Consider the following 23,217-nt stretch of genomic DNA (forward strand, 5'->3'; position numbering starts at 1 on the left):
CTCCTACGGCATTTCATTATCCACGCATGTTGCCGAGGCTGCTGAGCCTGCTCGAATTCCGGAATAATGCAGCACATCGGGTCCGCCATCGCGGCGCTGGAATGGCTCAAGCGTCTGATCGACGAGGACGACAGACGGATCGACCCGTATCGATCCGAGACCTGGCTGTAGGCCTGAAGGCCTAGCATCCTGCCGTATTTCACGTTTACCAGGGCGTCGCCTTGCGCTGTGGCGGCAAATAATAGGCCGTCGCTCGAAGCCGGAGTGCCCATGGATCGGTAACCCCGCCTGCGCCTCGACCACCCTGGCTAGCGCCCGGTCGTAGGCTTCGCTCTCGACATGCCACTGTCGAACACGGATTAACACCCACAAGGTGTGGGTGTCTGTGGCATCGGCCATCATGCGCAGGCCAAAGCTAGTCTCTTCTGCGAGGATGACGTTCATCGCAGGGCGCTCCTGTACGCAGATGACTGAATGCTTCGCAGAAGCCAGTCGCAGCATCCACGTCTGGACGTCGCCTTCGCAATCGAGCCGCCCGGAATCGTAACAGCCCGAGCTGGCGCGGCCAAGCTCGCGTAACCGGATGTCGAGGTGAGCTTGAGATTTGCCAGCTATCCTCCTGTCGCAACGGCCCCGCGAGACGATCGCTGTCGGCCACAGCCTGGGCCGGAACAAGTGCAGGTCTGAGATCGCCATAGCGTCGGGACCCGCCCAAGCATTGCCCAATAGGTCTCGTGTTTCTTTTCGCATCCGGTGGATCTTTTACTTGACACATCCGGCCATAGCATCTGCCAATAGGGACAAGGCCCGCGGCACCAAGCGGCGCATCCGCGCCCACTATCGTGCGGAGGGCCACTAACAATTCACCAGGTTTCAGAGTGAATCAGCAGCAACAAAAATCGACGGCAAACTCGATGGGGGCTACGCGGATGGGGGCGCGCTTACTGAGCGCCGAGTCTCAACTGTACCGTCGCCACCGAACTTTGGAGCTGTCGATCCTGTTCAGGACGTTCATTCAGAACCCTACTCGGTTTGTCGTGCTTGCGACAGCGTGATGTGCGGTTTGGCACGTCTCGGCGCTCTAGGGCAGCCATTGAATAACATACAGAACAGTTTTCTGATGCTTTTCGCTCCTTCTGCATTGGCACGAATCTTGAACCTTTTTGTTGCGCGCCGCTAGGAGCTCCCAACGGGGGCCTTGGCATCTTCTCAATCCAGCTCTGAACGGAGACACCAATGATGAACAACATGGCAGCCTATCGTGTAACCGAATTAACCCCTCAAGAAGCAGCTGAAACCTCCGGAGGTTGGTATTTTTGGGTTTACTTGTTTTTGCGACGTTACGGACACTTGTTTGGTTGATAAGCGAGCTGGCTCTCGATGGCTCCTAGTGACTACAGACTAGCAGTTCCCCTTTCTGCTGAAACGGCCAGCTGCACCGCAGAAAGCATACTGGCGCGACGATCAGGACGATCCTTGAGCATTTATAGGGCGATCTTGCTCTTCGTCGCCGCGGCATTTGGCTCACTGCCACTCGTTACCATACCGGTCTCCATGCAGAGTGTCGGTACTATTCGCCCGATCGTGGAGAAGACGCCCCTGATAGCGCCCGTCTCCGGACGCATCTCCCGTGTCCTTGCCTTTGAGAACGATGTCGTTGCTAAGGGGAAGGAAATAATCGCCTTTGACGATCATGTAATCGAGGAAAAGCTCAGCGGGGTTTTAGCCGACATTCATGCCAAGAGCGATCTTGCCCATGACTTCCAAACGCTGATTTCTTCCGGCGCAAGGCTCAGCGTCTCGCCCCCCCTCCAAACCGAATCCGCGACGGCTGAAAGGGTGCATTTTCTCAACTTGCTGCGCGAGAACCAAAATGCGCGCAGTAACGCCGCGGCGGAACTCGACCGCGCAAAGCGACTTGTCTCGGCTGCTGCGGCGCCGGCGAAGACCGTTGACGAGAAGGCTTTCGCTCTCCAAAATATCGAGGTCCAAGGCGAGATCCTCGTGCGACGCAAAACCGCTGATTGGAACCAGAAGCTCCTTGATGCTAACCTGCGCTTAAAGGAACTCACGGCCACCTTGCATCAGCTCGAGCACGAACGGGACCTGCACCGCATCCGCGCCCCAGTATCGGGTGCTCTCGAGCAGTTCTCCGGCCTCGCGCACGGAAGCTACGTGCAGAGCGGGCAAACCGTTGGTTGGATCTCGCCGAACGACGATCTGGTGGCGGAAATCTACGTCTCCCCCAACGACATTGGCTTTGTGCAGCCTGGTCAGCCGGTGCGGCTCCAAGTGGATGCCTTTAACTACAACCAATGGGGTGTCATCAAAGCAAGGGTGGTCGAGGTGGCGCAGGACTTCACTCTGCATGACGGGAACCCGGTCTTCAAGGTCCAGTGCGCGCTCTCTCGCAGCGAACTCGCGCTGAAAAGCGGGGCCATCGGCCACCTGAAGAAAGGCATGACCGTGCGGGCTCGCTTTCTGTTGGCCAATCGCACTCTCCTGCAACTGCTCTACGACGAGGCAGACGATTGGCTCAACCCGATGCTGGCGGGGCGCTAATATTGTCCCAACAGCCAGCGAGCCTCCATGTCGAGTAAGGCCATTAAGTTCAAACAGCGTGACATCACGGATTGCGGCGCCGCCAGCCTCGCATCTGTCGCAGCCTTCTATGGCTACAAGTTGCCATTGGCGCGCATCCGCCAGTATGCGTCGACCGACCGCTCCGGTACGAGTGTGCTGGGGCTCACGGAAGCGGCGCAGAAGCTGGGCTTCATCGCGAAAGGCGTCAAAGGTGGCTTCGACAGCCTGTACAAGATCCCCAAGCCCGCTATCGCGCACGTCGTCAAGGAGGACCTGCACCATTTCGTAGTGGTCCATGCGATCGACGCCAAGTGGGTCATCGTCATGGACCCTGCCTTGGGCGAAATCTGCAAAGTGCCGCATCAGGAATTCATGGAGCAATGGACCGGCGTTCTGGTTTTGCTGGTTCCGGCAGACACATTCAATCGTCGAGACGAGACCACGTCGCCCCTCGCCCGATTCGCCCGCCTACTCGCGCCACACCGCACGGTGATGGCGCAGGCTCTCGTCGGCGCTCTTGTGACGACCGTCCTCAGTCTCTCGACGGCGATCTACGTTCAGAAGATCGTTGATCACGTGATCCCAGCGGGAAACCGCAACCTGCTCAACTTGATGAGCATCGCAATGCTGCTGATCCTAGCGATACAGATCCTGATCAACCTCCTAAGAGGCCGACTCGTCCTGCAGACGGGGCAGAAGATCGACGTATGCTTGATCCTCGGCTATTACAATCACATCCTGGCCCTGCCCCAGAAGTTCTTCGATAGCATGCGCATGGGAGAAATCGTGTCGCGCATGAACGACGCTGTGAAAATCAGGAGCTTCCTGAACGACGTTTCGATAAACATGTTTGTTGACATTTTAATGATACTGTTCTCGTTCGGAATGATGTTCATCTATTCCTGGAATATTGCTTTGATCGTGGCGCTCGCCATTCCAATGTACATCCTGGTATATTGGGCCATCAATCGGATGAATCGAAATCTCCAACGAGTCATCATGGAAAATGACGCCAAACTCGAGGCGCAACTGGTAGAATCACTCGGAGCTGTCTCCACCATTAAGACTTCCGGCGTCGAGAGCTTCGCAAACTTCAAAATGGAGACCCGCTTCGTAAAGATGCTGCATTCCGTCTACAGCTCCGGGCTGATCTCAATCTGCGGCGACAACGCCTCGACGTTGCTGTCGGTCCTGTTCACCATCGTGCTGATGTGGTTTGGAACCACGCTTGCGCTCGAACAGGCCGTCACGCCCGGCGAATTGCTGTCCTGCTATACGTTGCTTGGCTATATCACCCGGCCGGTCGCCCGCCTGATCCAGACCAACCGGATCGTTCAAGACGCGTTTATCGCGGCGGATAGACTTTTCGAGATCTTTGAACTGGAGTCGGCAAGCAGCAGCGGCATCGATGCTACGAAGACCGATCTCGGAGATATTCGCCTGGAGAACGTCACATTCCGCTATGGCGCGCAGGCGGAGGTTTTCAGCGATCTAAGCGTCTCCTTTCGCCAAGGAGAGTTGACGGCCGTCGTGGGTGAGAGCGGCTCGGGCAAAAGCACCCTTGCGGCTCTGCTGCAGAATGTCTACCAGCTTGAGGATGGATGCATTCGGATCGGCCAATATGCCCTCCAGGATTTCTCGAGCGCATCACTGCACAAGGTCATGGCTGCAGTACCGCAATCGATAGACGTCTTCTCCGGTTCCGTGATCGAGAACATCGCCCTGGGCGAGTTCGAACCGGAGTTCGATAAGATCGTACGCATCTGTGATCGAATAGGACTGCGGGAGTGCATCGAGCGCTGGCCCGGGCGGTTCCAGGCCCATCTGGGCGAGAACGGGGTTCGCCTCTCCGGAGGTGAGAAGCAGCGCCTCGCATTGGCTCGGGCCCTGTACCGGGATCCCGACGTTCTAATCCTTGACGAAGCGACCTCCTCTCTGGACTCGGCAGCCGAAGAATTTGTGCTGCGGGTTGTTGAGGATCTGTCTCGCGCTGGGAAGACCATCATAGTCATCACTCATCGGTTGAGCACCGTTCGTGGGGCGGACAATATTGTGGTCCTGGACAAGGGGCGGGTCATTGAGGAGGGAAAGCACGCTGACCTAGTGAGAACTGATGGCCCTTACGCTCGATTATGGCGGGCGCCAAGGTCGTGATCCGTGTAGGCCCTGTCGGCTCGAGGATTGAAAACGGTTGTGAACGTCACGGTTAAGCAGCATGGCAACATTGTCGGCTGTGAACTTGAAGCGGCGGTGATCGGAACGTGGGCGATGGACTTCGTTCACGACCAACTCGCAACGGGTAAGAAACTGCGCGTGCTGACGGTGGTCGACACCTTCTCGCGCTACGTGCCGGTGCTTGATCCACGTCATAGCTATAGAGGCGAAGACGTTGTGCAAACCCTTGAACGGGTGTGCCAAAAAGCCGGCTATCCGAAAACGATCCGTGTCGACCAAGGGACCGAGTTCGTGTCGCGCGACTTGGACCTGTGGGCCTATTCCAAGGGTGTGACGTTGGACTTCTCACGCCCCGGCAAGCCGACTGATAATGCTTTCATCGAAGCGTTCAATGGCCGCTTCCGTGCAGAATGCCTGAACCAGCATTGGTTCCTGACCCTTGCGGATGCCCGCGAAAAGATGGAGGATTGGCGTAGATACTACAATGAGGAAAGACCTCATGGTGCGATTGGCAACAAGGTGCCGATCTCGTTGGTGAATTCGGGAGGCGCAACCAGCCCGCCTCCCTGAATGAAGCCGGAAAACTCTAGCATCCGGTGGTCCAACGTTTGGGAGCGGTTCAAGACCGCCGAGGCTCTAATCGCCGCCGGATGAAAATTCAGTGGCAGGTCATTTGAAGGCCAACCACCTACCTTCCTGCCGAACACTGGCAGACCAGAAAACAAGGGGCGCAGCCAATACACGTCGCTTGATCAGTGCTTGTGAGATACGCCGGAGCCAAAGAGGAGCCGTAGTGAGTAGTGAACGCACTGTCATGCAGGTTCCTCCATGTCGCCCCCCCCCGCGCCAAGAACGCTAGGGCACACCCCCGGATTGCTTGATTGCTGGGCAGATTAGCGAAGAATTCCGCCCTATATGAGCCGTTTCAACCGCACTTAAACGCGCGCTACATCTGAATAGGTCTTAATTGTTGTTAAGCCATTATCGACCAGGCCAGTTCCCGCCTCGGCGAGCTTTTGGAGGTTGTCGAAGCCAAATCGATGTACGTCGCGGAGCGTCTTCGAGAGTACTACGAGCCGCCCCGCCGTGAGTAATATCCGACCGAATCCCTCATGGTTCACAGTCAACACCGGTGACGCCATCAGTCCGGACTGCTCCTCTATAGCAAGTGCTACGGCGGCATAGAAGATCTCAAGCCGCCACTGCACCTCTAGGTCAGGTCCCCCGATGAGAGGAATCGCCCTACGCTGCTGCCTCGTCACGATGAAATCACAGAGCAAATCGGTGTCCGATTTCTCTTGCCACAATTCAAAGGTGTCTTGAGCACGCATCAGACGCAAGAGGCACTTAATGAAAGGCGTGGCGAGAGCATCTTTCTCATCTAATCGAGCATTGTTGGGGACAGGGGTGACGTTTGACATCAGTTAAAATCCTCCTGAGTGTTGGATGCGGTTTGACTAAGGGCCACACCCGCTTCCGGTAACACCATCCCTTAAAATGGTGCGGCAGATGGGACCTGTGGCGACGCAACTTGGCCCGGACGAATGACATGGCCCCTCGAAACGGGGCGGCCGCAACAACAACGGCAAGCGGCGGGCAACGCTGGCGGGCTTGACGAAAAGCGCTTCACAAGCGAGATTCCCGTCGCGATAGTCCAGTGGCGGTAGGTTTCGCCGCGAACTCCACCCTCAACCAACCTATTCGCCGCCAGGTGTAAAACCGTGTCTCGGGCTTTCGAATTGAGGATCAGGCGGGGGGTGGAATCAGCTTTTCGAGGTCGACAAGGACAGTGAGAGTATCTTGAGAGGCCGTGTACTTGCCGATACCCCCTTTTCCGTGCGAACTGATGCAGACCTGCCATGTATTTTCCCTTCAAGGTTCAAATCGACTTCGACCGGACGCCACACGTTCCACCAGGCGATTGCCCGCCGCGTAGTTCTGGGAGTTCAAGACTCATGCCAGTCTCCTCCGCTGAGGTTCGGAACACGGCATCTGTATTGTTTCCAGCTTCTTAGCTAGCCCATGAAGAATTGATCGAGGACAACGTTGTCGTGAACCGGACAAGACGCGGTGGGGATCGAAGAAATGGCATCCCGGTGCAGCGGCGGAACCTATTCTCCGGCCACGTCAGCAACAAATGACACCCGCCGAAGCCGCTCCGCTCTCAATTCGCGGATTGGGCGCAATGTCCGGCCGCTTGCCGAGGTGCAGCCGGTCGATCTTCTTTGCTTGGCGATCACAGCGCCTCCCAGTGATGGACTCCGAGACCCGCATGCATCACTGGCTGGAGCTCCCTTCCTCGACAGTTAGCGCCGTCATTTGGGGGAATGCCGCGGGCAAATGGAATGCAGGCATAGGCCCCCGCGACGCCGGCGACAGCTCAACAACGCTCTGAATTTCCACAGTGAACGGCTGTTAGACGTAGCCGGCAAAGGGGAAGCTCACGAAGATCAGATGGCCCTTCAGGGCCGGGTCCTGGTCCGATGCCCACCGGATCGACCGGCCGCAAGGTTTTAGGACCGTTTCAACAACCAGCCCCTGGGCGCCTCGGCGGCGTGTATCTTAAGTTGCCGGCGTGCGTCGGCCGCGTTCACTCTCTATCCGCACCAGAACACGGCACCCGGGGGATCATGCTGCCGGCACGACCTAGCTGGCCGGTACCGTCGGCGCCGGCAAGAGGATGACTGTGGCAGCGGCCGTCATGGAGCAGTGCTGCCTCGGTGTGACCGCTGAGGCGATACTCGCTGTTTCCGGTCATTGCTTAGCACAGGCCGGAAAAGCGTTTCTGGTACCTTAGCGAACGCTCGCGATTTTAGCAGGGACAACGGGACCTGGCGGCAAGCGGACCCCAAACAAGTGCGAAGCAAACCGAATCTTTGGCAACCTCAAAGAGGGTGGAGTCGATACCCTGGGGGTCAAGCGCCCGCGTCGTCGCGGAGCATTGGGCGCGGAGGGGTTTGCGGATTCTCGATACGTGATTGGCACATCAGTCGGACCTCAGCCGATCTTCGTGCAAAAGGATCCTTTAAAAATGGGCCCCTTAACGCGTGCCTTGGCATGCTTGCTTGCTGACGAAGTTTAGGTTGAGAATTGAACACCGCTAGTTATTCGCAGGATTGCTCGGCAAACGAACGAGGCGGGGTGGCGTTCCAAGCATGAGCTGGGACAGATAGGGAATGTCGCGCACGCTCCAGCGAACTGCTAGTGCTACGGCAATGATCATCGTCCCGAGAATTCCCGCCGCGCCAGACCTCATTGTGGGAGCCCATTGTTCTCCGTAATGTATCAAATCCATGAGACGGAATACCGTAGCCTGCACCAGGTACAACACGAGCGTGCTCTGCCCCACTTCCACGGCGATAAAGCGAACCACCCGGTTCGAGCGTCCAATTTCCAGGATTGAAGCAGAATCTCGATCATCACTGCAGAGGCCACTGTCGAGCCAAAAAACATCAGAAGGATATCTTTTGCCGACTGCAGATCCTGGATTAAGGCGAGATTGTTGTAGACATAGGTGTCCTCGCGCCACGCCATGAAGCACAAGCTAGCCGCGATAGAGGCGGACATCATCAGGAGTGGCTTATGATACCGCATTATGCTCGTCCACCAATCTCTCGACTGCGCAAATGAAAATCCCATGCAGAAAAAGGGATAGGTGTACTTTATGAGAGGGAATATAGAAAACGTCACGGGGGCAACTGCGACCAGTATGGATGAGACAAGCAAAGAGCGTGCCGACCCGGAGTTGAAGATCGAAATAAGTTTGACCAAAAGAAAAGAAGCAAACGCAGCCCAGATGAACCAGTATGTGCCGACGAAATCGTGCATGAATTGCAACAGGTTGCCAGGTGCGTCCGGCGGCCGGGGAAACATGAGCAATTTGACTGCCTCCAAAAGGGTGAACCAGAACAGCGTCGGCACCAGGAGCTGCAGCGCGCGATCACCGATGGCTTGCCTGAACGATTTGCCTAGTAGCCCTGATCTAGAGAGATATCCGCTTATCGCCATAAAGAGAGGCATGTGAAACATGTAGATCGATTTGAAGCATGCCGAATCCCAGAAGCCATCACCCTCGTAAAAGATATATTGTATCAGGTGACCGAAAATCACCAAGACAATGAGTATTCCTTTGGCGAAGTCTAAAGCTAGATCGCGATCGTCGGCCTCTGGCGCCTCAGGCACTGTCTTTCCACCTACAATTCTTGCTCGCATTCTCAACATCTCACGATGCCTACGGGAGCCTTTGAAAGCGGCATTTTCCAACCTCTCGTTCATCATGCAGGCTAATCCAGCTTCCGATCAGCGCTCCGACTTCGGCATGCTGAACGACGGCCAACGGTCATACAATTTGCCTGGGTTCCAAGTTCACAGGGCGACCGTGGCGACTTAGGCCCAGTAGCCGTTTTCGGCGTGTCCATTGGCTGTTTTTCGCCGCAACGTACGCCCCGCCTAAACTCGCTGCCGCGCAACTGCTTGGGCTGCCACGTCGTCGAAATCTTCTAACGGACATTTGCGCGTATGCAAGTAGCGCTGCTTGACTCTGCACTCGGCTATTGTTGCGATTGCATATGATTCTCCATGCCAAACTTGCGCGACACCGTATCAAAAGAACATATTGCCGATTCAATGGCTCCTAGCCGCTGTGGGTATCGTCTATCACCTACCGGCGCTTGGGTGTGGATCGGCACCCCAGCGCAACCCCCAGACGCTGGAGATTTGCTCCATTAGATCCGCCGCCCAACGTGTCCTATATGGCAGCCTCACCATTGTAAAATTCATGCTCCTAATGACACGCATCTGCGGTATGGATGAGTATCGCGGACCCTTGACAACCTTGAGCGGAAGGTCGGTGAGTATCGCGATACACGAGGCTTTGGCCGCGATCGCCGCCGTTTTGGATCGCCGCCAATGATAGCTGGACGTTGGGCTGCCATTGTCGATCCGTATGCGACGTTTGTCGATACGTCAGAGACGACCGTGGTCCCAATCCGTAGGAAGATCGCAGTAAGCGTCAAGATATGCGGGATGCAACGGCCAGTGTCTGGGGATGCGCTCCCCTGTCAAGGTCGAGACCCCCTCCTCGATCAGTGGCTTTCCCTTTTTGGGATACCTCTCCTTCGGTGGCGAAAGAATGAAACCGGGCTGGATATGTCGCTGGTCATTTCGCGCGATTCAAATTGGCGCAGACTTTGCGGCTCGCTTGACGCGACGATCCCCCTGAGCTGAAGAAGGCCGGCCGCAATAGCGCCGAGCATTGGCGCACATATATAAAGCCAGAGTTGAGAGAGTGCCGCCCCTCCTGCGAAAAGTGCTGGGCCGATCGATCGTGCTGGATTCACAGAAGAACCCGAAACGGTGATACCGCCAAGGTGGATCGCAACTAAGGCAAGTCCAATCGCCAATCGTGCAACAGCGCCGCGTCCAGCCGTGCATTTGAGGAATACAGTTACGAACAGGAACGTGGCGATAAACTCGAATAGGAACGCAGCTCTCCATCCGTAGACTACCCAGCCGGTTTGGGCGAAACCTTCTAGGGTGATATCGTAACCGCCGACCTTGTTCATAGCGATAAAGTAGAGCGTGCCTGCCGCCGCGATAGCTCCTGCACATTGGGCGGAGACATACGCGAGAAAGTCCCACACTCTCAATCGGCGCGACACGAGGAAACCCAGGCTGACCGCCGGATTGAGATGCGCGCCCGAGACTGGGCCAATCGTGTAGGCCATTGCAACCACGGTCGTCCCGAAGGCTAAAGCGACACCCAACAGGCCCACCTCTTGACGCATATAAAGCAATGTGCCGCAGCCGAGGAAGACAAGTGTGAAGGTCCCGAAGAATTCGCAAACATACTTTTTCATTTTTCACTCCATTGATTAGACCCCACGTACTTTTCGGTGTCATCCTCGTGCCGCCAAGCGTTCCGCATGCACCGAACCAATCATCGTGTCAGGTCCCGAAAACCTCCGTAGTTGACTTCAATTGCGTCCTTGTCCGACGAGATCGGCATCAGAGCCTATGGTCAACCAGCGTCACCGATCACCAGCAAACGTCGTACCAAATGAAATATGTTGCGCATCACAGCGATCGCTCTGATGACGTTCGGTCTTATGTTCGAAAGTGCCGTGAACAGGATAGGCAGGCGAACCGTACCGAGACGTATGGACCCGAGCTGGGCTACGAACAAATCGCCAAGCAGCCCATCCTCAAATTATCGAAACAACGACCCTCTTCATGGCTCCAAGCGGAAGGTGGTGCAAAGCAGGAACCAGGACAAGGGTTGATAAGACCGCCAGGGACGTTCACGAGAAGTCGAGTAACGCCCCTTAGCCACGAACAGGCACATGATCCTTGGCGCGATTTGAAGTCCGCGTGAATTCCCTTGTCCCCAGCGCAACCGTCGACATTTTTCGCAAATGTCGGGCATCCGCCACTTTTGTCAGGTTTGTCGTGATTGGAACGTTTTGTTCGCCGGTCTCTCCGTCAAATACACATCAACCTGCCCTCAACCCGCCCATTGATAAAAGAAAATGATCTTCTTGGCGCGTCGGAGCAGTTGGCATGGTGTTTGCTGATCCCTGGTTACAAGCGGCAGAAAGCAGTCTGCATTATGCCGGTTCATGAAACGAACGGAACGGAGGCCACCTGACCGTTCGTCATCGGATCCGCGTTCTACCAAGCGGCCATGCATCCGCCGGCGGAAGGGTCAATCCCGATGTCACAGCTTGCAACCAACTCAAAGAGAAGGAAAATGCAATGACCAAGATTTCCGAAAGATCATTTGAAACGATCGAAAACCCGGGGTCATCGCCGCTCAAGGTGCCAGATCAGTTCGGCGCATCCGTTGAAAAGGGGAACAAGCAGGTGACAGAGGCTCTTTTGAAATTTGCGTCCGGCGCTGAAGCGACACAGAAAATGCTGCCTCCGATCCTCGAAACGACAAGTCTATTCGGCAACGAATTGTGGTGGAAGACGATCGCTGCACTGCAAGCCGACGCCGAGGCCGGCTTCTCACATTTGCAAGCTTTGCTGGGCGCGAATTCGCCGTCGCAGATCCTCGAACAGCAGTCGGCCTTTTTCCGCAAGCGGGTTGAGACAAGTTTGCAGCACGCCAAGGAAGTCCGGGAGCTCTCAAGCAGGGCGGTGGAGGAAATCTCAAAGCCGGTCAAGGATGCTTTTGACAAGGTCCTGACGAACCCCAAAGCGACGTAAAGTTGACTCGGCACTAAGATCAGGGCTGGACGAATCATGATCGGAGCCGCTTTCGAGGAGACAACATTATGCGGCCGACTGATGTTTCATCTGTTCGCGGCGCTGGCGAATTCCGGCGTGATCTGGTCAGAGAGCGGACCCGTGCCGGCCCGGAGGAACGTGGTAGGCGCGGCGGCGGCCGCCGCTGATAAGCTTGCCAGGGCCTCATCTGGTGGCTGGCCACAAAGTGCGCGAGGCCATCGCACCTTACGAGGCTCTTAGATGGTTACATGTGGGGGATAGTAAAATGATTGTAGCTGTTCCAAATAGCGGGGCGTCACGGATTAACCAATCCGGTGTAGAAGCATTACGAGAATTTCCTAACTTTCCGATAGGCGGGATCTTGTTCAAGGATATAGCGCCTATGCTGGCTGGTAGAGGTGCATTGGGCGAAGTCGTTTCTACCGTCGCAAGCCAAGTGTCGGGAACAGAAATCGATGCCATTTTGGCGGTTGATGCGCGTGGTTTCATCTTGGGCGCCTCATTGGCTGATAGGCTCGGTTGCGGTTTCATCATGGTAAGGAAACCCGGTAAACTGCCGGGGGACGTCCTCTCATTTGAATACAGCTGTGAATACTGCTCCGGAACCCTGGAGGTAACTGCCGGCCTCATCGGTGACGGCCTGCGATGCCTGATTGCTGATGACCTTCTAGCGACGGGTGGCACTGCTCGGGCGACTGGGAATTTTGTCAAGTCCCAAGGCGGAGAGATCGCCGGATACGCATTCATACTCGAAATCGAAGTTTTGAAAGGCAGGCGTCAATTGGACGACGCACCAGTGATCAGTGCGATGACGTGCTAGCGCAGCAACATAGACGTAAGGAGGCAAGCGCATGAATACCCCTGATTGGCTTTCGACACCGCAGGACGTGCATGTAGCCAGTCAGACGCTACAGGCCCTCGTCACAAGTGAACTTTCGAAACGAGTCGTCTCGGAAAACGAAATTAAAACGATCTATCTGTTTCTAACCCGCAAGTGCAATTTGGGATGCCACCACTGTTATATCGCAGGCGTCGGGCCCAAGGCCAAGGGCATTGATTTCAACCTGGAGGCGATCCAAGGACTGATCGAGCAAGCACTACCCAATGGGCTGCGCAAGGTTAAGGTTTCCGGGGGTGAACCGATGGTTCACAAGGAATTCATGGCAGTCATGGAATATCTCGCATCCTGTGGGCTGAAGGAGCTGGTTTTCGAGACGAATGGAACCCTCTTTGACGAGTTCACGATCGAGCAGCTAAGTAGGCTCCCCAATTTGACGGTCTTCATCAGCCTCGACCATTTCGACCCAGAGGCGCACGACGCTTTCAGAGCAAAATCGGGTGCGTTCGCCAAGACTGCGATTGTCCTGCAGCGGCTTGGAAAAACTGACATCTCTACGGTGGTAACGACGACTGCCTATCGCAACAACTATGACAAGGTGATTTCGATTATAGATTTGGTGCTCGGCTGGGGCATCAAGAAGCATCGGACGCTGCTCAACATACATCCGATGGGCAACGCGCGCAGCCATGAGGACAATGCGATAAGCTTGGAGGAATGCAAGCTACTGATAGGCGATCTTTTGAAATCTCCCCATTTTGAGAGTGGCGCTGCATACATGACTCTGCCGCCGGCTCTGATGCCTCTCAAGTATCTGAACGGCGTGCATACTTGCGGTTGGGGCGACAACGTACTGGGCATACTGTCGAACGGACAAGTTTCGATGTGCAGTGCCTCCTACGATGATCCGGAAATGATCGCCGGCAATGCCTTCGAAATGCCCTTGATGGAAATCTGGCGCAACAGCCCGTTCTTCCATGAGCTACGCGAGGTGGTGAGTGGCGAGGTTAAGGGCGTCTGCGGCAACTGCGTGTTTTATCCAGTCTGTCGCGGCGTCTGCAAGATGAGTAGCTGGTCGCACTATGGTGAAAAGGACGCGCCCTATCCGCTGTGCCAGGAACTTTACAATAACGGAGGTTTTCCGGAGTACGCCCTGGTGGACCCGACGAAAGATTCCACCTACCGCCGCGGAGTTATAGCGAAAGAGCGTCGGCCCGCCGCCGAAGCTCCTGTCTATAACTTCTCGGAGGAAATCGCGGCTGCTGCGCAACACACTCACTAACGCAGGAGGCGCGACGTAATAATTGCTGTGTCGACGACGTAATTTAACCAGGTCAACAAAAATAACGTGGAGGATTGAGGATGAGCAGAGCTTTCCGAGGTGCGGCGGGTGTGGCGCACACACTTGCGAACAACGCGATACGATCCGGCAACAAAGCAGCCGCCCAGCAAGCCCAGGTGATTTCTCGTCTCGCGGAAGGACTCGCCCGGCTGCAGGCGGGTTTGGATGACCAAGCTCAGCAATTGACGGCTGGCCTTGTAAAATTAGAGCAATCGCTAAAGGTGTCACGCAGATCGCAACGGTCGAAATCCGGCTCACTCGCTGCTAACGGCGAACTACAAGACTACTACGTTGATATAACCGCCTCGAAGAAATTTGGCAAAGCCAATTGGCCGCGCGCCGCCGATTCAGGTCTTGTAGGACGCCGCATTGGGCGAGGACCGGTTAGGATGACTGGTTCCGACACACAATCGGCAAAGGCGGTTACCGCCGCATTCGCCAAACTTCTCTCGGCTCAGGCACAATTGCTGCAGATACGCAGTGAAGTGGAAGACCTCAAGAAGGTTCAGAGGTAGCGGCAATGGCTAGTTCCCGACTGTTTGGCTACGCCGTTGACGAAGAGGATGGCAAGCTGGTAATCGTGATTGACGGATTGCTTGCCGAAAGTTGCATCCGGCAAATTCGGGACAGCGCCCAGACGGGCCGCGGTGGTGAACTCTTGTCGCGATTGCTGCCGGTAAGTTCGGTTTACAAGCTTATGTCTGGACAAGAGGAACGCGCTGAAGAAACGCTCAGCCTTGAACAGTTGCTTGGACAAAACGTCGACCAGAGTTTCGCTTCCTTCGAACAACAGTTCGCCGACCTGAGGCAGACACTAGCCGAATTCGGCAGCCCGGAAAGTTCGAAATAAATCACGCAGCCGTATCAGGAGTCTCCGCGATGCTTCGGTTGTCACCAGAAGACTCTATTTTGCTGATCACCTGCCGGGCCTACCTACGACCCGAGGATGAAGAGCGTTTGGTTCGTCTCTGCAAGGAGCCTGTCAACTGGCCCTATGTGGTATGGCGCGCCGAGCATAATCGGACGGTGCCGCTGCTTGAGAATCACTTGCGCCGCCTCGATTTGTTGACACTATTGCCTACTGAGGCGGCGCATTACGTTCAGTGCTGGACTGTCATGTCAAAGGTCAGGTCCGCACTCGAATTTCGCAATCTGCCAGAAATCATGGATGCGCTGGATCGGGCCGGCATCGCCTGGTTCCTGGTGAAGGGACCAGATCTCGCGCTTCTCCACTATCCCGATCCACTCCTACGGCCGATGACCGATCTCGACATCATGGTCAAGCCCGCTGACGCGCAGCGCGTGCAGCGGCTCATGTTCGATCTCGGCTACCGGCACGGTATTTTCGACCCTTCAAATGGCAACTGGCATCCGGAACGAAAGGAACTCGATGACGAAACCTTCCGCGAAAGCTATTCCTTGCCGGTGTTTGTAAGGATAGAATCCGTTGAATCTCCGTTCCCTGGTCCCGCGGTGCCACGCCAGCTGCGCTACCGCCACGTAAAGGGATACATCGATTCCGCGAAGAAGCTGCACATGCCCATCTTCATTGATATGCATGTAAATCTCTCCGTCGGCATCGATGTCGAAGACATATGGTCAGGCGTGCGTCTTGCAAACGGTCTAGGCCGCATATTGCAGGTCCAATCCGCGACTGGCGCCGTCTGGTTCCTTTCGGCCAGGCTTTATCACGAGGCCTTCCTTTATAATTCGCTTCGACTATTGATGTTCGGCGATCTTCATGCGGTTCTACACAAAGAAATGGCGAATATTAGCTGGGCGGAGGTCGCTGCGATAGGTTACAAATACGAGATGAGGCCGGCGTTATATTTCGTCCTGACGCAGATGAAGCGCATCTGTGGGATAGACATACCGTCCGAGTTCCTAGAGCTCATTCGACCTGATCAAACCGAGGTACCACTTCAACATGATTGGGGCGACGTGTTGCCCAAACTGCTGTCTATTCCCACTGTTAACGATCTTGAGCTGGCGTAAATATGGCGCCCGAGTCACCATATCGTACAGATCCTGCGGCGAACGACCTTCGTATCGCAGCAACCGAAACCTCTGCAAAGTTTGCGTCAACAGTCCATCGGGCCCTCACGCGGTCAGGAATAACGATCCTAAACACGCAGGTGTTCAGCAATGGCCAGATGGCTGTCACTCCGCGCGACGGCGGGCTTGGCGGAAATGTGGTGGTCGTGCAAACATTTCCTGACAGCGTTCATGATCGTCTTTTCGAGTTGTTCCTAGCGCTTGGTGCCGTGCGGGCGCGGGGTCCCCGCACGATTACCGCTGTTCTTCCCTACCTCCCATATTCGCGTTCGGATCGCCCTGCCTTCGACGGCGGACCTGTACCGGTGCGAATCCTTGCGGGGATTATCGAAACGCTCGGTATAGATCGGCTGATAACTTTCGAACTCCATGTTCCTCAGCTGTGCGCCGCATTTGCCTGTCCTGTCGTCAATCTTCAGTTCGCTCCCGCCCTAGTTCGCCATCTCGGTTCTGCGGCCGTCGATGGCGACATGGTCGTTTCACCGGACTTCGGCGGAGCGAAGCGAGCTGAGCACTTGGCGGCCCTGCTCGGCTGCCCATTCGCTGTCATGCGCAAGCACCGCAGAGACGATGATGACTTTCGGGAGAGCGTCGAGATTCTGGGGGACGTTGCTGGCCGGACGATCATCCTGATTGACGACGAAATCAACAGTGGTCAGACGGCTTTTTCAGCCGCCGCACATCTCAAAGCGGCAGGCGCTCGCAAGATAACCCTTGCCGCAGCCCATGCCATATTCACGCCGTCGCTGAACGAAAACTGGGGACGGTCTCAGATCGACCGCATCGTTGTGACCGACAGCGTCGGACGTACCGACAATTTCCCCGACAGTGTCGAAGTAGTCTCGATCGGCAACGAAATTGCAGGCGCGCTGCAGGCACGCTGAGAAGCATTACCTGAAATCTAGCATCACGCGATTAACACGTGGATCGAGCGCCTGCTCGAATGCCTCTTGGGCGTTTGACGAGGGCCAAAGATTGACCTGCAGCACGTCGAAGCGTGCGGCGTGTTCAACGATGGTTCGAATGGCATTTCTCACGTCGTCCGCGCTTTGGGCTATGGTGCCGATCAGTTCAATTTCCCGGTAATGCAGAAAGTTAGCGCCTACCGATAACAAATCGGACGTCGGAATCGATTGGTAGAGTACAATCCTGGCACCGCGTGACGCCGCAGCTATGGCCCCCTGAATGCCTCTGACACCGAAGCGCGTGCAAAAGATGCAGTCGAAGCCCCAGCCATCCGTTAATTTCTCGACGAGTTTCGGATCAGACAGAGAATGAACTGACCCCGTTGCATGGGCGCCGGTCGACATCACAGGCCCATGCGTTGCCACGTCGTCATCGAAAAGGTAAACGTCGCATCCTTTGGTTGTCAGAAGTATCGAATGGAGAAGGCCCATCGTGCCTCCGCCGATGACGGCCACAGTGTCTCCAGCCTTTGCACGCGCCCTATTTATGCCGCGTGCCACGCAGGCGACAGGTTCAACTAACGCGGCACGCTCGGGAGCCAAAAAGGAAGGTACGGAAAAAACCTGATAGGCGGGTACGCCCACAAAATTGGCCAATCCCCCCGGCCCCTGCGGCACCCCTCCTCTCGCTTTAGGATTTAAATATGCACAGTGGTTGTCCAGTCCGAGGCGGCAGGCACGACATTGGCCGCATCTGCGCATTAAAAGCACCGCAACGCGGTCTCCTACGCGCAGGCCATCCGGTACATCGTCCGGCAGAGACACGATCGTGCCTGACAACTCGTGCCCGCCCCAATAGGGGTAAGTCGGCTTGGCGCCCCGATAAACGCGTTGCTCCGGTGTGCAGAGTCCACACAACTCTATCCGCACACCGACTTCGGACGATACGGCGAGTGGAACCGACAATGTCCATTCTTCAACCTTGCGGGGGCAAGTAATTACGAGTCCACGAACCTCCATACGAGACCTCTCGCTCCCCGACACACCGACTATCCTAATATGTACACTTACTTGCATCCAGAATCTAGCCAACAACCACAGGCGGCAGTCAGAAAGCTGATGAAATCACGTGCCTTGCTGGCGGGCTTGCTTATGTCCTGGGTCTTGACAAGCTTCTCGGAGATATCGTCGGCGCAAACGGCAAAGGACGTTTCAAGCGGCAGAAGTGTTCCCTTGCGCAAGGAGCGACGAAACTATTGAAGGTAGAGTGGAGCGCTTGGGCCGCGTCAATGCCACCAGCCTCAAACACGAGCCGCGGTTTACCAGCCCGTTCTTCGATGCATCCTCATCTCTGCGAAGATGCCATGTCGCCTTCCCTCATCTGCCCGCGCGAACCCTCCTAAGAGCCTATCGCCACATCGTCCAAAGCTTCATCCTTCGTGGCGCACCGGTTCGAACCGAACAGACCAACAATCCGAGTCGCACCGAGAAGGATGACGGCAACTAGATCGGTAGTTGGGCGGCCGCAACATCAGAAAGGTCTCAGCGTTTGCTGGACGCGTGCCTGCGATGGCGGTGGTGGCAACGATCTTCTCTGGCTGCCCCAAGCGCGGGAGAGGCCATTCGACGCTAGCAAGAGTTCGCTCGAACCTGATATCCGTTACCGCAACGACTTCGCTGAGACCACCTCCCAGGCACCATTCTACGATGCCGGCGAACAAGGTCAGCGTTGCCTCGTGAACGGAACCATCTCCCCTCCCCTCCCCTCCACTCTTCGAGGTGTCGACGCAAAAGCGAGAACTCTAGACCATCAGGGGATTGGCGTTCAGGCGGCCCTTCGGGAGCAGAGACGGAAATACGTCTACCAGCATGGTCGGTCCCATCGCAGACAAATCGCGTGCACATCCTGCAAGTGGTCCAGCCGCGGTGACATCCAGGATGGCAGTCGGGGCGAGAGCGTCAACCCCATCTGCCTCGCACTCGTCGACTACTTCTACATCCCAAGTGCGAGTGGAAAAGATCCTCGCACGTAGCCTATGATCGTCCTGAAGCAGCTACGCTTCGTAGTAAATTTTTGGTGTCGAGATCGCGAATACCTGCATGAATTTCTCCGCCGCCGTTAGGCGCCGGGAACTCTGCACGAATTGGAATCGGGCGTCCGTTGTCGAATGCTTACGGTTTTGTGCGAGTGAGTCGCGGCAAGGGGATCACCGACTTTGCCGAGGTCTTCTGCTTTTCGTCTAAATCGCCGGGGCACATTTGTAGGATTCACAATAAAACACACCATGACCAATCGGTACCGCGGTCTTGCTAAGCTGCAGGATATAAACGGAAAAATCCATTTACTCTACGTTCCGGGTTTATCCACGTTAGCCTTTCGTTAACCTAAAACCCCTTGCTCAAAATGCAGAATCGGCTCTAATAGCTAGTGGCGGAACTTTAGCGGTTTCGCGAAAAGTTCCGCCACTTGCAGGAAATGGATTTTGAGATGGCGAAAACCGCAGCAAACACAGCGCCGGTCGTCGAAGGGTTGACCGCATTGATGGAGCGTCATGCTGACGCTCTCTCCAGCCAACTTCAAGCACATCATCTCAAGGTCTTCCCGCCGACGTCCGAAAAGGGCATTCGATCCTTTGCACCGTCAGAAGCCTCAAAATTGCTTGGCATCGGTGAGTCTTATCTTAGACAAACTGCTTCGGAAATGCCTGAACTGCACGTTAGTATGAGCCCTGGCGGTCGACGCACGTTCACGATCGAAGATATTCATTCAATCCGTAAGCACCTGGACCTGATTGGCCGCGGGAACCGGCGCTACCTGCCCCATCGTCGCACGGGGGAGCAGCTTCAAGTCGTCTCGGTGATGAATTTCAAAGGCGGCTCGGGCAAGACGACGACAGCCGCGCATCTGGCACAGTACCTGGCAATGCGTGGCTACCGGATTCTCGCGATTGATCTTGATCCCCAAGCAAGCCTTTCCGCACTCTTCGGCAGTCAGCCAGAAACTGACGTTGGTCCGAACGAAACACTCTATGGCGCCATCCGGTATGATGACGAGCAGGTCCCAATCGAGCAGGTTGTCCGAGGAACGTACATCCCGGATCTTCATCTAATTCCTGGCAATCTTGAACTGATGGAGTTTGAGCACGATACCCCGCGCGCGCTTATGAACCGGAAGGAAGGTGACACGCTTTTTTACGGTCGGATCAGTCAGGTCATCGAAGACATCGCGGACAACTACGATGTCGTCGTTATCGATTGCCCTCCCCAACTTGGCTATCTCACGCTTTCAGCTCTGACCGCCGCAACCTCGATCCTCGTCACCGTCCATCCCCAGATGTTGGATGTAATGTCGATGAACCAGTTTCTGGCGATGACCTCGAATCTCCTTCGGGAAATCGAGAACGCAGGCGCCCAGTTCAAGTTCAATTGGATGCGCTACCTCGTCACTCGTTTTGAACCGAGCGATGGCCCGCAGAACCAGATGGTGGGCTATCTGCGTTCGATCTTCGGCGAAAATGTCCTCAATTTTCCGATGCTCAAGACGACCGCCGTTTCGGACGCTGGCCTGACGAATCAAACCCTCTTTGAGGTTGAGCGCGGACAGTTCACGCGCTCGACCTATGATCGGGCCTTAGAGGCGATGAACGCCGTCAACGACGAGATCGAAACTCTAATCAAAAAAGCATGGGGTAGAACCACATGAGTCGGAAGCACCTCCTTGACGTCACCACGGACGCGCCCGACAGCTCATCAGCTGCTGAACACAGAGCGGCAAAGACTCGCTCCATGCCGCTTCTCGGCGTGACCAGAAAAGAACGAGATCCAGCGACGAAGCTGACTGCAAACATCGGTAACGCGTTGCGCGAGCAAAATGATCGTCTTGGTCGTGCCGAGGAGATCGAGCGGCGTCTCGCCGAAGGTCAGGCCGTGGTTGAACTGAACGCGTCGTCAATCGAGCCGTCCTTCGTTCAGGATCGCATGCAAGGTGATATCGAAGGACTTCTTGCATCCATCCGCGAGCAAGGACAGCAGGTCCCAATCCTTGTGAGACCTCATCCCGTTAAACCCGCGCACTACCAAGTTGCCTTTGGACACCGCCGGCTGCGCGCCGTTTCGGAGCTAGGACTGCCGGTCAAGGCGGTTGTTCGAGACTTGACGGACGAGCAGTTGGTTGTCGCACAGGGTCAGGAAAACAATGAGCGCGAAGACCTCACCTTCATCGAAAAGGCACGTTTCGCACACAAGCTAAACAAGCAGTTTCCACGAGAAATCGTCATCGCGGCTATGTCAATCGATAAAAGCAACTTGTCGAAGATGCTCCTGCTTGTTGACGCCCTCCCCTCTGAATTGATCGATGCCATCGGCGCCGCTCCAGGCGTTGGACGCCCAAGTTGGCAGCAATTGGCAGAGCTGGTTGAGAAAGCATCGCCTCCGGCAGGCGCTGCGAAATATGCTGCCTCGGAGGAGGTGCAGGCGCTGCCGTCGTCGGAACGGTTCAAGGCAGTGATCGACCATCTGAAACCGCGTCGGACTGCGCGCGGGTTGCCAGACGTCCTGTCGACCCCCGATGGCGACAGGCTTGCGCAGGTCACGCAGAGCAAGAGCAAGCTAGAAATTACCATTGACAGGAAAGCCACGCCGGATTTCGCGGCTTTCGTACTCGAGCATTTGCCGGCGCTTTACCAGGAGCATCGCGCAAAGCATCAACGGAAACAGGGAGTGTAACCCGCAAAAGAAAAGAGCTCCCTCAACGTCGCCGTCGTGGAAGCCCTTCTGTCTCTGTAGCAAGAACAGAATCGCATTTCCTCGAATCCTCGTCAAGAGTCTTTGGCGCCGTTTTGGTGAGCGAATTTCCTTTGCCTGCTGAAAGGTGAGAGACAATGCAGTCGGGGAATGTAGCGACGCCGTTCGGGCGGCGGCCAATGACGCTTGCGCTCGTGCGGCGCCAGGCGGCAATGGAAATCAAGCATGGAAAAGCTGCCGATAAGTGGAAAGTGTTGAGAGACGCTTCCGCCGCGATGGAACTGCTCAAGATCCAGTCGAACAGTCTGGCTGTTCTTGACGCACTTTTGAGTTTTTATCCTGACAATGAGTTGCGTCAGGATGCACAATTGATTGTCTTCCCCTCGAATGCCCAACTGGCGCTTCGGGCGCATGCAATGGCGGGCGCAACGTTGCGGCGGCATATTGCCATTCTGGTGGAGTCGGGGTTGATCGTCCGTAAGGATAGCGCCAATGGCAAGCGCTTCGCCCGCAAGGGCGACGATGGCCAGATCGAGAATGCTTTTGGCTTCGACCTGTCGCCCCTCCTGGCGCGATCGGAAGAGTTGGCGATGTTGGCGCAAAGAGTGGCGGCCGAGAGAGCCTCGCTCAGGAAAGCCAAAGAGAGCCTTACAATTTGCCGGCGGGATGTTCGCAAACTTATTACTGCTGCAATGGTCGAGGGCGCCGACGGCGATTGGAAGACGACCGAGGACATCTACATTGCGCTCGCGAGCAGAATTCCGCGCGTTCCGACCCTTGAAGGGGTCACTAGCGTTCTCAATGAAATGGAGATGCTCCGTGAGGAAGTGCTTAATCGTTTGGAAAACCTCGAGAATGCTGAAAAAATTAGCACCAATGCTGCTCATATCGAGCAGCACATACAGAATTCAAAACCCGAATCCGTAAATGAATCTGAACCACGCTCCGAAAAGGAGCAGGGGGCAAAGGCGAGCTTGAGCCTTCAGCCGAAGAATGAATCGCAAAGGGCGTTCCCCTTGGGATTGGTGCTCAAGGCGTGCCCGATGATCAGCGACTATGCACCGCGCGGCGTGGGAAGCTGGCGAGATCTGATGTCTGCCGCTGTGGTGGTTCGATCTATGCTGGGGGTAAGCCCTTCCGCCTACCAGGATGCCTGCGAGGCGCTAGGACCGGAGAATGCTGCGGTGGCAATTGCGTGCATCCTGGAAAGGGCTAACTTCATCAACTCTCCTGGAGGCTATCTGCGGGATCTAACGCGCCGAAGTGAGCGCGGTGAATTCTCGCTTGGCCCGATGATAATGGCGTTGTTGAAGGCCAATGGGCAAGGCGGTTTGAGGGCTGGGTAA

Annotated in this window: 16 protein-coding genes and 4 pseudogenes; 14 read left to right on the top strand and 6 right to left on the bottom strand. The window is 55.9% G+C overall.

Features of this window, described 5'->3' with window-relative positions; all coding sequences use genetic code 11:
* Window positions 1–146 precede the first annotated feature (146 nt).
* Window positions 147–508 (bottom strand): annotated as a pseudogene (locus AMK00_RS33760) (Tn3 family transposase); the annotation flags it as partial.
* Window positions 509–1,236: 728 nt separating this feature from the next.
* Here AMK00_RS33760 and AMK00_RS33470 point away from each other — a divergent pair.
* The 4 genes and pseudogenes from AMK00_RS33470 to AMK00_RS24585 form a co-directional block, all read left to right on the top strand.
* Window positions 1,237–1,362 (top strand): hypothetical protein, encoded by a 126-nt coding sequence (locus AMK00_RS33470; RefSeq protein ID WP_004676277.1) that lies wholly within the window; start codon window positions 1,237–1,239, stop codon window positions 1,360–1,362.
* A gap of 114 nt (window positions 1,363–1,476) precedes the next feature.
* Window positions 1,477–2,562 (top strand): HlyD family secretion protein, encoded by a 1,086-nt coding sequence (locus tag AMK00_RS24575; protein ID WP_008533948.1) that lies wholly within the window; start codon window positions 1,477–1,479, stop codon window positions 2,560–2,562.
* A gap of 27 nt (window positions 2,563–2,589) precedes the next feature.
* Window positions 2,590–4,737: a peptidase domain-containing ABC transporter gene (locus AMK00_RS24580; protein WP_004676279.1), complete on the top strand. Its 2,148-nt coding sequence runs from the start codon at window positions 2,590–2,592 to the stop codon at window positions 4,735–4,737.
* Between the two features lie 108 nt (window positions 4,738–4,845).
* Window positions 4,846–5,328, top strand: a pseudogene (locus tag AMK00_RS24585) (IS3-like element ISRel21 family transposase); the annotation flags it as partial.
* Between the two features lie 365 nt (window positions 5,329–5,693).
* Here the strand turns inward: AMK00_RS24585 and AMK00_RS24590 are convergent.
* The 3 genes and pseudogenes from AMK00_RS24590 to AMK00_RS24605 all read right to left on the bottom strand — a co-directional run bounded on the left by AMK00_RS24590 (window position 5,694) and on the right by AMK00_RS24605 (window position 10,616).
* Window positions 5,694–6,179, bottom strand: a complete 486-nt coding sequence (locus AMK00_RS24590) for a NifX-associated nitrogen fixation protein (RefSeq protein WP_004677039.1) — start codon at window positions 6,177–6,179, stop codon at window positions 5,694–5,696.
* Window positions 6,180–7,858: 1,679 nt separating this feature from the next.
* A pseudogene (gene nolL, locus AMK00_RS24595) lies at window positions 7,859–8,970 on the bottom strand (nodulation factor fucose acetyltransferase NolL).
* Window positions 8,971–9,842: 872 nt separating this feature from the next.
* The gene (locus tag AMK00_RS24605; RefSeq protein ID WP_064812012.1) at window positions 9,843–10,616 is read right to left on the bottom strand and encodes an aquaporin; all 774 of its coding nucleotides are present in this window, start codon (window positions 10,614–10,616) and stop codon (window positions 9,843–9,845) included.
* 895 nt (window positions 10,617–11,511) lie between these two features.
* Between AMK00_RS24605 and AMK00_RS24610 the strand changes: the two genes are divergently transcribed.
* The 7 genes from AMK00_RS24610 (at window position 11,512) to prs (ending at window position 17,107) form a co-directional block, all read left to right on the top strand.
* Complete coding sequence (locus AMK00_RS24610; RefSeq protein WP_041684036.1) at window positions 11,512–11,967, top strand: phasin; 456 nt, start codon at window positions 11,512–11,514, stop codon at window positions 11,965–11,967.
* A 286-nt stretch (window positions 11,968–12,253) separates the two neighbouring features.
* Window positions 12,254–12,808, top strand: coding sequence for an adenine phosphoribosyltransferase (locus AMK00_RS24615; protein ID WP_004672710.1), 555 nt, complete (start codon window positions 12,254–12,256; stop codon window positions 12,806–12,808).
* A gap of 31 nt (window positions 12,809–12,839) precedes the next feature.
* Window positions 12,840–14,108: a radical SAM/SPASM domain-containing protein gene (locus AMK00_RS24620; protein ID WP_004672712.1), complete on the top strand. Its 1,269-nt coding sequence runs from the start codon at window positions 12,840–12,842 to the stop codon at window positions 14,106–14,108.
* Between the two features lie 80 nt (window positions 14,109–14,188).
* On the top strand, window positions 14,189–14,683 hold the full coding sequence (locus tag AMK00_RS24625) for a hypothetical protein (RefSeq protein WP_004672713.1): 495 nt from the start codon (window positions 14,189–14,191) through the stop codon (window positions 14,681–14,683).
* A 5-nt stretch (window positions 14,684–14,688) separates the two neighbouring features.
* Entirely contained in the window at window positions 14,689–15,018 is a 330-nt protein-coding gene (locus AMK00_RS24630; RefSeq protein ID WP_004672714.1) for a hypothetical protein, read from the top strand.
* Window positions 15,019–15,047: 29 nt separating this feature from the next.
* Window positions 15,048–16,163: a nucleotidyltransferase family protein gene (locus AMK00_RS24635; protein ID WP_004672715.1), complete on the top strand. Its 1,116-nt coding sequence runs from the start codon at window positions 15,048–15,050 to the stop codon at window positions 16,161–16,163.
* A 2-nt stretch (window positions 16,164–16,165) separates the two neighbouring features.
* Complete coding sequence (prs, locus tag AMK00_RS24640; RefSeq protein WP_011053499.1) at window positions 16,166–17,107, top strand: ribose-phosphate diphosphokinase; 942 nt, start codon at window positions 16,166–16,168, stop codon at window positions 17,105–17,107.
* Window positions 17,108–17,113: 6 nt separating this feature from the next.
* On the opposite strand, the gene AMK00_RS33475 is transcribed toward prs, so the two are convergent.
* Together AMK00_RS33475 and AMK00_RS31535 are read right to left on the bottom strand one after the other, a co-directional pair.
* Window positions 17,114–18,205 (bottom strand): zinc-dependent alcohol dehydrogenase, encoded by a 1,092-nt coding sequence (locus tag AMK00_RS33475; RefSeq protein ID WP_309506636.1) that lies wholly within the window; start codon window positions 18,203–18,205, stop codon window positions 17,114–17,116.
* A gap of 353 nt (window positions 18,206–18,558) precedes the next feature.
* Window positions 18,559–19,182: pseudogene (locus tag AMK00_RS31535) on the bottom strand (acyl-homoserine-lactone synthase).
* 434 nt (window positions 19,183–19,616) lie between these two features.
* Here AMK00_RS31535 and repA point away from each other — a divergent pair.
* From repA to repC, 3 genes are all read left to right on the top strand, one after another.
* Window positions 19,617–20,831 (top strand): plasmid partitioning protein RepA, encoded by a 1,215-nt coding sequence (repA, locus tag AMK00_RS24650; protein ID WP_011053501.1) that lies wholly within the window; start codon window positions 19,617–19,619, stop codon window positions 20,829–20,831.
* Complete coding sequence (gene repB / locus AMK00_RS24655) at window positions 20,828–21,853, top strand: plasmid partitioning protein RepB (protein ID WP_004672729.1); 1,026 nt, start codon at window positions 20,828–20,830, stop codon at window positions 21,851–21,853. Before repA ends, repB begins: the two co-directional genes overlap by 4 nt.
* A 155-nt stretch (window positions 21,854–22,008) precedes the next feature.
* A complete protein-coding gene (gene repC / locus AMK00_RS24660; RefSeq protein WP_011053503.1) occupies window positions 22,009–23,217 on the top strand; it encodes a plasmid replication protein RepC in 1,209 nt (402 codons plus the stop codon).

The sequence above is a fragment of the Rhizobium sp. N621 genome, assembly GCF_001664325.1.
Lineage (GTDB): Bacteria > Pseudomonadota > Alphaproteobacteria > Rhizobiales > Rhizobiaceae > Rhizobium > Rhizobium esperanzae.